Below are 11,575 nucleotides of genomic sequence, written 5' to 3' on the forward strand. Positions count from 1 at the left end.
AGGAATGGCCACACGACCCTCGACCCAGCACGTCCGCGCCGGACGCCCGTTCCCGCTCGGCGCCCACCCCGAGGCGGGCGGGGTCCGGTTCGCGATCACCTCCGCCGTCGCGGACGCGGTCGACCTGTGCCTGATCGACGCCGACGGGTCGGAACGCCGGATCGCGCTCACCGAGCGCACGTTCGGCGTCTGGCACGGCCTGGTGCCCGGCGTGACGCCGGGGCAGCGCTACGGCTACCGCGTCCACGGCCCGTACGACCCCGCCCGCGGCCTGCGCTGCAACCCGCACAAGCTGCTCGTCGACCCCTACGCCCGGCAGATCACCGGCGGCCTCACCGACCTGACCGCGGCACAGGGCTTCACCGGCGACCCCGAGCGCGGCCCGATGTCCACTGTGGACTCCCTGGGCAGCGTGCCGCTGTCGGTGGTCACCTCGCCGGGCGGCCCCGACACCGGCATCAAGCCGGAGGTGCCGTTCGAAGAGGCGGTGATCTACGAGCTGCACGTCAAGGGGTTCACCCAGCAGCACCCCTTCATCCCGGAGGCGCTGCGGGGCACCTACCTCGGCCTGGCCCACCCGGTGGCCATCGAGTACCTGACCCGGCTCGGCGTCACGTCGGTGGAGCTGCTGCCGGTGCACTCGTTCCTCGACGAGCCGTCGCTGGTGCGGGCCGGGCGGCACAACTACTGGGGGTACTCGCCGCTCGGCTTCTTCGCGCCGCACGCGGCCTACGCCAGCGAGCCCGGCCACGAGGTGGAGGAGTTCCGGCTGATGGTGGCCGCGCTGCACGCGGCGGGCATCGAGGTGATCGTCGACGTCGTGTTCAACCACACCTGCGAAGGCGGGCCGGACGGGCCGACGCTGAGCTTCCGCGGGCTGAACGCGCCCGTGTACTACCTGCACACCGACCGCGGGCACATGGCCGACATCACCGGCTGCGGCAACACCCTCGAGGCGGGCTCGCCGACGGTGGTCCGGCTGGTCACCGACTCGCTGCGGTACTGGACGCAGGAACTGGGCGTCGACGGCTTCCGGTTCGACCTGGCCAGCACGCTCGGCCGGGCCCGCGGCGGCCCGTTCGACCCGGCTTCGACGCTGCTCACCGCGATCACCACCGACCCGGTGCTCTCGCGCTGCAAGCTCATCGCCGAGCCGTGGGACGCCACCGGCGAGGGCTACCGCGTCGGCGGGTTCGGCGCCCAGTGGGCGGAGTGGAACGGCCGCTACCGCGACACCGTGCGCGACTTCTGGCGCGGCGCGACCGGCGTCCGCGACCTCGCTTACCGGCTGTCCGGTTCGTCGGACCTGTACGACCACAACCTGCGGCGGCCGTGGCAGTCGATCAACTTCGTCACCGCCCACGACGGCTTCACGCTGCGGGACCTGGTGTCCTACAACGAAAAGCACAACGAGGCCAACGGCGAGGACAACCGCGACGGCGGCAACGACAACCGCTCCTGGAACCACGGCGCCGAGGGCGACACCGCCGACCCCGGGATCCGCGAGCTGCGCGCGCGGCAGGTGCGGAACATGTTCGCGACGCTGCTGCTGTCCACCGGCACCCCGATGATCACCGCGGGCGACGAGTTCTGGCGGACCCAGGGCGGCAACAACAACGCCTACTGCCTCGACGACGAGACGTCCTGGCTGGACTGGACGCCGGAAGCCCCCGAGGCCGAGGCCATGCTGACCTTCGCCCGCCGGGTCGTGCGGCTGCGGGCGAACAGCCCGGCGTTGCGGCAGCCGGAGTTCTTCGAAGGCCGGACGACCCCCACCGGCCAGCCCGACCTCGTCTGGTTCCGGCCGGACGGCGAGGAGTTCGGCGAGACCGACTGGTTCGAGGACCGGCACACGCTCGGCATGTGGATCGACGGTTCGAACAGCCAGGCCCGCAACCGCGACGGCGAGCTGGTGCCCGACCACTCGTGGCTGCTGTGGCTGCACGCGGGCGACGAGCCGGCCGAGGTGGTGCTGCCGGGCCGCGAGTACGGCGAGACGTTCAAGCCGACGCTGGACACGAGCACCGCCGACGGCAGCCCGGCCAACCCGGGTGTCCTGGAGGCCAAGAGCCGGGTGACGCTGCAGTCGCGCTCGCTGCTGTTGCTGCGGGCCCCGCGCCTGGCGGCGGAGGCGCCGGTCGAAGGCCCCTGACCCGTACCGCCGGTGCGAGGTCGGCGCGACCTCGCGGCCGGGGCGTTCGTCCATTCGGGTACGGGTGTCGGCCGTTCGGGTCCGCGTGTCGGCGGGCCGCGTTCGCGCGCGATCTTAACGTCCCGGACATCCGCCGGAAATTCGTTGCGGGGAAAGCGTTTCGTCCGCCGCCGTGTGGGTACACCGAAGAGAACCCTGCCTCCCAGGCGCTTGATCGAGTCAGGCAGACTGGCGTCGCCTGCGTCCAACCGACACACCGAGGGGCGTTGCCCATGACCGGCCGGCTCGGCATCGACGACGTCTCCCCCAGCGTGAGCTGCGGCCGGTATCCGGCCAAAGCCGTTGTGGGGGAACACATCCCGGTCACCGCGACCGTCTGGCGGGAAGGCCACGACGCCGTCGCCGCCACCGTCGCCTGGCGCGGCCCCGGCGACCGCCTGACGCGCCAGACGCGGATGGTGCCGCGGGGACCCGACCACCCCGACTCCTTCGCCGCGGTGATCGTCCCGGACACCACCGGCCTGTGGACCTACCGGATCGACGCGTGGGGCGATCCCTGGGCGACGTGGGAGCACGCCGTCGAGGTGAAGGTCGCCGCCGGGCAGGGGCCCGAGGACCTCGCGAACGACCTCGAGAACGGCGCCCGGCTGCTGGAGCGCGTCTCCCGCCGCCCGGACCGGCGGGCCGAGAAAGCGCTCTTGACCGGTGCGGTGGCGGCGTTGCGCGACGAAGAGCGCGCCCTCGCCGAGCGCGTCGGGCCCGCGCTCTCGCCCGAGGTCCGGCAGCTCATGCGCGAGTTCCCCGTGCGCGAGCTGATCACCAAGGGCAAGCCGCACAAGGTGTGGGTCGACCGCCGCCGGGCCGCGTTCGGGTCCTGGTACGAGCTGTTCCCCCGCTCCACCGGCGGTCTCGACGCCGAGGGCAAGCCGGTGCACGGCACCTTCACCACCGCCGCGGCCGCGCTCGACCGGGTCGCGAAGATGGGCTTCGACGTCGTCTACCTGCCGCCGATCCACCCGATCGGGCGGGTCAACCGCAAGGGCCCCAACAACACCCTCGACGCGAAGCCGGAGGACGTCGGCTCGCCGTGGGCCATCGGCGCCGACGAAGGCGGGCACGACGCGATCCACCCCGACCTCGGCACCTTCGAGGACTTCGACGCGTTCGTCGCCCGGTCCGAGGAGCTCGGCATGGAGGTCGCGCTCGACTTCGCGCTGCAGGCCGCGCCCGACCACCCGTGGGTCCTGAAGCACCCGGAGTTCTTCACCACCCGCCCGGACGGCTCGATCGCCTACGCGGAGAACCCGCCGAAGAAGTACCAGGACATCTACCCGATCAACTTCGACAACGACCCCAAGGCCGTCTACGAGGAGATGCTCCGCGTCATCACGGTCTGGATCGACCACGGGGTCAAGATCTTCCGGGTCGACAACCCGCACACCAAGCCGCCGGACTTCTGGGCCTGGCTGATCCAGTCGGTCAAGGACGCCCACCCGGACGTGCTGTTCCTGGCCGAGGCGTTCACCCGCCCGGCGCGGCTGTGGGGCCTGGCCCGGCTCGGCTTCACCCAGAGCTACACGTACTTCACGTGGCGGACCGGCAAGCAGGAGCTGATCGACTTCGCCATCGACCTGCGGGACCACTGGAACGAGGGCAGGCCGAACCTGTTCGTCAACACCCCGGACATCCTCCACGAGTCGCTGCAGCGCGGCGGCCCCGGCATGTTCGCGCTGCGGGCGGCCCTGGCGGCGACGATCTCCCCGACGTGGGGCGTCTACTCCGGCTACGAGCTGTTCGAGCACGTGCCGGTCCGCGAAGGCAGCGAGGAGTACCTCGACTCCGAGAAGTACCAGCTGCGCCCGCGCGACTTCGAGCGCGCGCTCGCCGAAGGCCGCTCGCTGGAGCCGTGGATCGCGAAGCTCAACGCCGTCCGCCGCGCGCACCCGGCGCTGCAGCAGATGCGCACCCTGCACTTCCACCACGTCGACAACGACGCGCTGCTGGCCTACTCCAAACAGGACCCGGCCACCGGCGACACCGTGGTCACCGTCGTGACGCTCGACCCGTACGGGCCCCAGGAGGGCACGCTCTGGCTGGACACCGGGGCGCTCGGGTTCGAGGCGCACGAGCGGCTGATCGCCCACGACGAGGTCACCGGCGACACCTGGGACTGGGGTCAGGCGAACTTCGTCCGGCTCGAACCCTGGCGGGCCGTGGCGCACGTCGTGTCGGTGCGACGCCGGCTGGCCGGCTGAGGCGGAAGGACTGGGACTCGAGGGACGAGGTGGAGCTCATGGCGGAAGATGCCCGGCCCGACGCCGCGTTGGGGCTGGAAGGCGTGCCGCACACCGGTGAGGCGATGACCGCCGACGGCATGCTCGTGGAACCCCAGGCGGGGGACTTCCGGTCGGCGCAGCAGGCGCCGAGCAACCCGGAGTGGTTCAAGGGCGCGGTGTTCTACGAGGTGCTGGTGCGCGCCTTCGCCGACTCCAACGGCGACGGCACCGGCGACCTGAGAGGGCTGGCCGGCCGGCTCGACTACCTGGCCTGGCTGGGCATCGACTGCCTGTGGCTGCCGCCGTTCTACGCGTCGCCGCTGCGCGACGGCGGGTACGACATCAGCGACTTCCGCGCGGTGCTGCCGGAGTTCGGCAGCGTCGAGGACTTCGTGTTCCTGCTGAACGAGGCGCACCGGCGCGGCATCCGGGTGATCACCGACCTGGTGCTCAACCACACCTCGGACGCCCACCCGTGGTTCCAGCAGTCCCGCAGCGAGCCCGACGGCCCGTACGGCGACTACTACGTGTGGAGCGACGACGACTCCCGCTACGCCGACGCGCGGATCATCTTCGTCGACACCGAGACGTCGAACTGGACCTACGACCCGGTGCGCGGCCAGTTCTACTGGCACCGGTTCTTCTCCCACCAGCCGGACCTGAACTACGAGAACGTCGACGTCCAGAACGCGATGATCGACGTCCTGCGCTTCTGGCTCGATCTGGGCATCGACGGGTTCCGCCTGGACGCCGTGCCGTACCTGTTCGAGCAGGAGGGCACCAACTGCGAGAACCTGCCGCGCACGCACGAGTTCCTCAAGCGCTGCCGCAAGGTCGTCGACGACGAGTACCCGGGCCGGATCCTGCTCGCCGAGGCCAACCAGTGGCCCTCGGACGTCGTCGAGTACTTCGGCGACCCGGCGGTCGGCGGCGACGAGTGCCACATGGCGTTCCACTTCCCGCTGATGCCGCGGATCTTCATGGCGGTGCGCCGCGAGTCGCGGTTCCCGATCTCGGAGATCCTCACCCAGACGCCGAAAATCCCCAGCGGCACCCAGTGGGGCATCTTCCTGCGCAACCACGACGAGCTGACCCTCGAGATGGTCACCGACGAAGAGCGCGACTACATGTACGCGGAGTACGCCAAGGACCCGCGCATGAAGGCCAACATCGGCATCCGCCGCCGGCTGGCCCCGCTGCTGGACAACGACCGCAACCAGCAGGAGCTGTTCACCGCGATGCTGCTTTCCCTGCCGGGATCGCCCGTTCTGTACTACGGTGACGAGATCGGCATGGGAGACAACATCTGGCTCGGCGACCGCGACGCGGTCCGCACCCCCATGCAGTGGACCCCGGACCGCAACGCCGGGTTCTCCTCCTGCGACCCCGGCCGGATCTACCTGCCGGTGATCATGGACCCGGTGTACGGCTACCAGGGCCTGAACGTCGAGGCGCAGTCGAACAACGACGCCTCGCTGCTCAACTGGACCCGGCGGATGATCGAGGTGCGCAAGCAGCACCACGCGTTCGCCGAAGGCGAGTTCGTCGACCTCGGTGGGTCCAACCCGAGCGTGCTGGCCTACAAGCGCCAGTGGAAGCGCCCGGACGGCGGCGAGGACGTCGTGCTCTGCGTGAACAACCTCTCCCGGTTCCCGCAGCCGGTGGAGCTGGATCTGTCCGCGCACCGCGGGTGCACGCCGGTGGAGCTCACCGGCGGCGTGCGGTTCCCCAGCATCGGGGAGCTGTCGTACCTGCTGACGCTGCCGGGGCACGGCTTCTACTGGTTCCAGCTGACGAGCTCGGGAGACGAAGGCGAAGCGAGGTGAGTCCCTTGTCCGACCCGCGTGAGCTGGTCGACGACCTGACCGAGGACCTGAAGCGCTGGCTGCCGGAGCAGCGCTGGTTCGCCGGCAAGGACCGGCCGGTCACCGGCGTCCGGCCGCTCGGCGTGACCGAGCTGGTCGCCGGCGACCCGCAGCTGCTGCACGTGGTCATCGAGGTCGCCCAGGACGACCGGCGCGAGCCCTACCAGCTGCTGGTGGGCCGGCGGACGCACCCGCCGGAGATCGCCTCGACCAGCTGGATCGGCGCGGTCGGCGACCTCAACGCCTACGAGGCGTCCGGCGACCTCGACGTCACCGGCGTGCTGCTGGACCTGATGGCGCGGGAGGGCAGCGTCGGCTCGCTCGTCTTCGAGCACGAGCCGGGCGTGGAGCTGGAGACCGGCCTGCGCGCGCGGCCGATCTCGTCGGAGCAGAGCAACACCTCCCTGGTCTACGGCGGGCAGTACATCCTCAAGCTGTTCCGGAAGCTGACCCCCGGCAAGAACAAGGACCTGCTGCTGCACCGCGCGCTGCAGGGCGTCGGCAGCAAGCACATCGCGCAGCCGCTCGGCTCGATCACCGGCGACCTCGACGGGGAGCCGACCACGGTCGGCATGCTCCAGCAGTTCGTCCCGGACGCCGTCGACGGCTGGGCCATGGCCACCACCAGCGTCCGCGACCTGATGGCGGTGGCCGACCTGCACGCCGAGGAGGTCGGCGGCGACTTCGCCGGCGAAGCCGAACGGCTCGGGCGGGCCGTCGCCGAGGTGCACGCCGACCTGGCCGAGGCCCTCGGGACCGAGCCCGTCGACGCCGACGAGCTGGAACGCTCGACGAAGGCGATGCTCGACCGGCTCGACACGATCGCCGGCCGGGTCCCGGAGCTGGCCGCGCACGCCCCGGCGCTGCGGGCGGCGTTCGAGAAGCTGCGCGCGCTGCCCACCGGCTCGGTGACCATGCAGTACATCCACGGCGACCTGCACCTCGGGCAGGTGCTGCGGACCGTCACCGGCTGGCTGCTCATCGACTTCGAGGGCGAGCCCGCGGCCCCGGTGGAGGAGCGGCACGCGCTGCGGTCGCCGTTGCGCGACGTGGCGGGCATGCTGAGGTCGTTCGACTACGCGGCCCAGCAGATGCTGGTCGGGCAGCCGGACGACGCGGGGCTGGCCGAGCGCGCCCACGAGTGGTCGGAGCGCAACCGGGCGGCGTTCTGCGAGGGCTACGCGGCGGTGGCGGCCGACCCGCGCGACCAGGGTGAGCTGCTGCGCGCTTTCGAACTGGACAAGGCGGTCTACGAGGTGGGCTACGAGCACGCGAACCGGCCGGACTGGCTGGGCGTGCCGCTCGCCTCGATCGCCCGGATCACCGACGGAGAGGGATGACGCCGTGAACGCGGTTCCGGAAGGCCTCCCGGCCGCGGCCCCGCCGGCCGCGGACATCGACCGGCTGCTGGCCGGTTCGCACCACGACCCGCACTCGGTGCTGGGCGTGCACCCGGCGGGCAAGGGCTTCGTGGCCCGGGCGCTGCTGCCCGGCGCCAAGGCCGTCACGCTGCGGGCGGGTGCGCACCGGTACCCGATGGAGCCGGTGATCGACGCGCTGTTCGCGGTCGGGGTGCCGGAGCACCCGGGCGACTACCGCCTGGAAGTCGAGTACGACGGGCACACCGCCACCGCCGACGACCCCTACCGGTGGCTGCCCACGGTCGGCGAGCTCGACCTGCACCTGATCGGCGAGGGGCGCCACGAGCGGCTCTGGGAGGTGCTCGGCGCGCACGTCCGGTCGTACGAGACCCCCGGTGGGGTCGTCGAAGGGACGTCGTTCGCGGTGTGGGCGCCCAACGCGCGCGGCATCCGCGTGATCGGCGACTTCAACGGCTGGGACGGGCGCGGCCACGCGATGCGCTCCCTCGGCTCGTCGGGGATCTGGGAGCTGTTCGTCCCCGGCGTCGGCGCCGGCACGTGCTACAAGTTCCGCATCCTCGGCGCCGACGGGAACTGGCACGAGAAGGCCGACCCGATGGCGTTCGGCACCGAGCAGCCGCCCGCGACGGCGTCGGTCGTCACCACCTCCGGGCACATGTGGGACGACGACGCCTGGGTCGCGCAGCGCGAGGCGACCGACTGGTCCGCGGCGCCGATGAGCGTCTACGAAGTCCACCTCGGCTCGTGGCGGCCCGGGCTCGACTACCGCGAGCTGGCCGACCAGCTCGGCGACTACCTGGTCGAAACGGGCTTCACGCACGTCGAGCTGCTGCCGGTGTCCGAGCACCCGTTCGGCGGCTCGTGGGGCTACCAGGTGACGTCGTACTACGCGCCGACGTCCCGCTTCGGCTCGCCGGACGACTTCCGCTACTTCGTCGACCGCCTGCACCAGCGGGGGATCGGCGTGCTGGTGGACTGGGTGCCGGCGCACTTCCCGCGCGACAGCTGGGCGCTGGCGAAGTTCGACGGCACCGCGCTGTACGAGCACGCGGACCCGCGCCGCGGCGAACAGCCCGACTGGGGCACGCTCGTGTTCGACTTCGGGCGCAACGAGGTCCGCAACTTCCTCGTCGCCAACGCGCTGTACTGGATCGAGGAGTTCCACCTCGACGGCCTGCGCGTCGACGCGGTGGCGTCGATGCTGTACCTCGACTACTCCCGCAAGGAAGGGGAGTGGCTGCCGAACCAGTACGGCGGCCGCGAAAACCTGGACGCGGTGAAGTTCCTGCAGGAGCTGAACGCGACCGTCTACAAGCGACACCCGGGCATCGTGATGGTGGCCGAGGAGTCGACGGCGTGGCCGGGCGTCACGCGGCCGACGCACCTGGGCGGCCTCGGGTTCGGCTTCAAGTGGAACATGGGCTGGATGCACGACACGCTCCGGTACCTCTCCCACGAGCCGATCCACCGCGCGTATCACCACAACGAGATGACGTTCTCGCTCGTGTACGCGTGGAGCGAGAACTTCGTGCTCCCGCTGTCGCACGACGAAGTGGTGCACGGCAAGGGATCCCTGTGGGGCCGCATGCCGGGCGACGCGTGGAACAAGGCGGCCGGGCTGCGGTCGCTGCTGGCGTTCATGTGGGCGCACCCGGGCAAGCAGCTGCTGTTCATGGGCGGCGAGTTCGGCCAGCCCGCGGAGTGGTCGGAGCAGCGGTCCCTGGACTGGCACCTGCTGGACGAGCCGCTGCACCGGGGCGTGCAGGACCTGCTGCGGTCGCTGAACGCGATCTACCGGTCGACGCCGGCGTTGTTCAGCCAGGACACCTCGCCGGACGGCTTCCGCTGGATCGACGCGAACGACTCCAGCGGCAACGTGCTCAGCTTCCTGCGCATCGGCGCGGACGGCTCGCGGCTGGCGTGCGTGGCGAACTTCGCGGGGGTGCCGCACCACGACTACCGGGTGGGGCTGCCGTCGGCGGGGCGCTGGCTCGAGGTGGTCAACACCGACGCGGAGGCGTACGGCGGTTCGGGCGTCGGGAACCTCGGGGCGGTGGAAGCCACGGAGGACGCGTGGCACGGCCAGCCGGCCTCGGCGGTGCTCCAGCTGCCGCCCGCGGGTGTGCTGTGGCTGGTCGAGGAGACCCCGCCCGACCCCGACCTGACCTGACGTCGCGGGCGGCACCTTCCCGGGAAAGTGCCGCCCCGGCGCACAAAAGATTCCGCTCGCACCCCCGCGCGGGCTTACCATCGGTGCATGACCGGCGCCGGCGGCGTCCTCGTGAACCTGATCCTCTTCGCCGTGGTCTGCATCGCCCCCACGGTGCTGTTCTGGTGCGCGCTCCGCGTCCCGAAGCTCGTCCACCGCATCCGCGAGAAGCACGCGAAGCCGCAACCCGAAGGCCCGCCGATCGAGCGCGTCGCCGCGGACCTGCGGCGGGTGCACCGGCTGCTGGCCGGCTACCCCTCCGGCACCCCGGCCGCCCGGCGGCTGGGCACCCGCCAGGCGTACGACGAGCTGCTCACCCAGGCGTGCCGCCAGGTGGGCGTCCCGCACCGGCTGGGCGAGCTGCCCGAGGGCATGGACCGCGAGATCGAACGCCTGCGCGTCGAGGAGTCGCTGCGGGAGCGCGGCCTGGCCGTGCCCTGACTTGTACGGCTCGTGTACGCGGCCGCGGCACGCTGGCGGCATGCGAATCGTGCTCGGCCTCGTGGCACTGCTGCTGCTCGGCCTGACGACGACGGCCCAGGCCGCCGCGAACTTCCCCCGCCTCACCGGCGTCGACGCCTACCAGCTGACCCCGGGCGGCTCCTTCGCCACCTACGGCAGCCGGATCACCGCGCTGGACCGCAAGCTCCCGCCGCGCGCGCTGTCGTCGGTCCTGGGTGACGCCAACCGCGCGGCCCGCCCGCTCTGCCACGGCACGTACCTCGCGGCCGCGCTGAAGCCCGCCGGGTTCTGCTGGGAGGACGGAGGTGACGACAAGACCAACGACTGGATCCCGCAGGGGCTCACCGGCTCCGGCGACGCCGACCCGGCGACCGGGACGGTGGGCGGCAAGCGCGTCGTGGCGACGTCGTGGCACACGCCCGGCGACACTATGGTCCGGCTGTCCTTTGTGGACGCGGGCGGCCTGGGCTACCGGCACGTGCTGCTGGTGGAACCGACGTCCGACACCGACTTCGCGGCCGTCGCCGGGCACGGGCACGGCATGACGTGGTCGGGCAACCTGCTGTTCGTCGCGACCACGGGCGGCCTGATCCGCGTGTTCGACACGACGCACTTCTGGAAGGTCGACGACAGCGCGGCCACGGTCGGCCTCGGCACCGACGGCAAGTACCACGCGGCGTACTACGACTACGCGATGCCCCAGATCGGCGCGTACTGGTACCCGGGCGGCGGAGCGTGCACGACGGCGACGGGAGCCCGCCCGTGCCTGTCGACGCTTTCCATCGACCACAGCGATTCCACGTTCGTGACGGCCGAGCACGCACCCGAAGCGGGCGGCCGGGTCCTGCGCTGGCCGTTCGACCCGGCTGCCGGCCGCTTGAAGACGTCGGCCGACGGACTGGTGCACGCGGTCGAGGGGTTTTCCTCGCCGGTGTGGGGAGTGCAGGGCGCGGTGTCGCGCAACGGCTACTTCGTGCTGACGGGAGTGTGCCCGGAGTACGCGGGAGTGGCGGGCGACCACCCGTCCTGCCTGCACGGCGGAGTCGGCGGGGTGTCGACGTCGCGGCTGGCCGGCCAGGCCCCGGTGAACAGCCAGAACCTGTCGTACTGGCCGGCGACGGGCGAGCTGTGGCTGCTGAACGAGCAGCTGCGGGAACGCGTGGTGGTCCACGTCCCGTGGGCGACGCTCACCGGACGGCCCTGAACGAACGAAACCCCGCCACCTGCTC

General features: G+C 71.6%; 7 protein-coding genes. All 7 read left to right on the forward strand.

The window, feature by feature from the left end; translation table 11 throughout:
- The first annotated feature begins 4 nt into the window (after positions 1 to 4).
- Positions 5 to 2,152, forward strand: coding sequence for a glycogen debranching protein GlgX (gene glgX / locus AB0J40_RS02005; protein WP_364446209.1), 2,148 nt, complete (start codon positions 5 to 7; stop codon positions 2,150 to 2,152).
- A 272-nt stretch (positions 2,153 to 2,424) separates the two neighbouring features.
- Positions 2,425 to 4,407: an alpha-1,4-glucan--maltose-1-phosphate maltosyltransferase gene (locus tag AB0J40_RS02010; protein WP_364446212.1), complete on the forward strand. Its 1,983-nt coding sequence runs from the start codon at positions 2,425 to 2,427 to the stop codon at positions 4,405 to 4,407.
- A gap of 38 nt (positions 4,408 to 4,445) precedes the next feature.
- Complete coding sequence (treS, locus tag AB0J40_RS02015) at positions 4,446 to 6,254, forward strand: maltose alpha-D-glucosyltransferase (protein WP_364446214.1); 1,809 nt, start codon at positions 4,446 to 4,448, stop codon at positions 6,252 to 6,254.
- 5 nt (positions 6,255 to 6,259) lie between these two features.
- The gene (locus AB0J40_RS02020) at positions 6,260 to 7,633 is read left to right on the forward strand and encodes a phosphotransferase (RefSeq protein ID WP_364446217.1); all 1,374 of its coding nucleotides are present in this window, start codon (positions 6,260 to 6,262) and stop codon (positions 7,631 to 7,633) included.
- A gap of 4 nt (positions 7,634 to 7,637) precedes the next feature.
- Entirely contained in the window at positions 7,638 to 9,845 is a 2,208-nt protein-coding gene (gene glgB / locus AB0J40_RS02025) for a 1,4-alpha-glucan branching protein GlgB (protein ID WP_364446220.1), read from the forward strand.
- Between the two features lie 87 nt (positions 9,846 to 9,932).
- Positions 9,933 to 10,325: a hypothetical protein gene (locus tag AB0J40_RS02030; RefSeq protein WP_364446223.1), complete on the forward strand. Its 393-nt coding sequence runs from the start codon at positions 9,933 to 9,935 to the stop codon at positions 10,323 to 10,325.
- Between the two features lie 40 nt (positions 10,326 to 10,365).
- Positions 10,366 to 11,550, forward strand: a complete 1,185-nt coding sequence (locus AB0J40_RS02035) for a hypothetical protein (protein WP_364446226.1) — start codon at positions 10,366 to 10,368, stop codon at positions 11,548 to 11,550.
- Positions 11,551 to 11,575 lie beyond the last annotated feature (25 nt).

It is taken from the genome of Amycolatopsis sp. NPDC049691 (genome assembly GCF_040675005.1).
Lineage (GTDB): Bacteria > Actinomycetota > Actinomycetes > Mycobacteriales > Pseudonocardiaceae > Amycolatopsis.

Excerpts from the sequence above, each read along its gene's own strand:
- glgX (WP_364446209.1), top strand. The coding sequence starts at position 5 with ATGGCCACACGACCCTCGACCCAGCACGTCCGCGCCGGACGCCCGTTC.
- AB0J40_RS02010 (WP_364446212.1), top strand. The coding sequence starts at position 2,425 with ATGACCGGCCGGCTCGGCATCGACGACGTCTCCCCCAGCGTGAGCTGC.
- AB0J40_RS02035 (WP_364446226.1), top strand. The coding sequence starts at position 10,366 with ATGCGAATCGTGCTCGGCCTCGTGGCACTGCTGCTGCTCGGCCTGACG.
- AB0J40_RS02030 (WP_364446223.1), top strand. The coding sequence starts at position 9,933 with ATGACCGGCGCCGGCGGCGTCCTCGTGAACCTGATCCTCTTCGCCGTG.
- treS (WP_364446214.1), top strand. The coding sequence starts at position 4,446 with ATGGCGGAAGATGCCCGGCCCGACGCCGCGTTGGGGCTGGAAGGCGTG.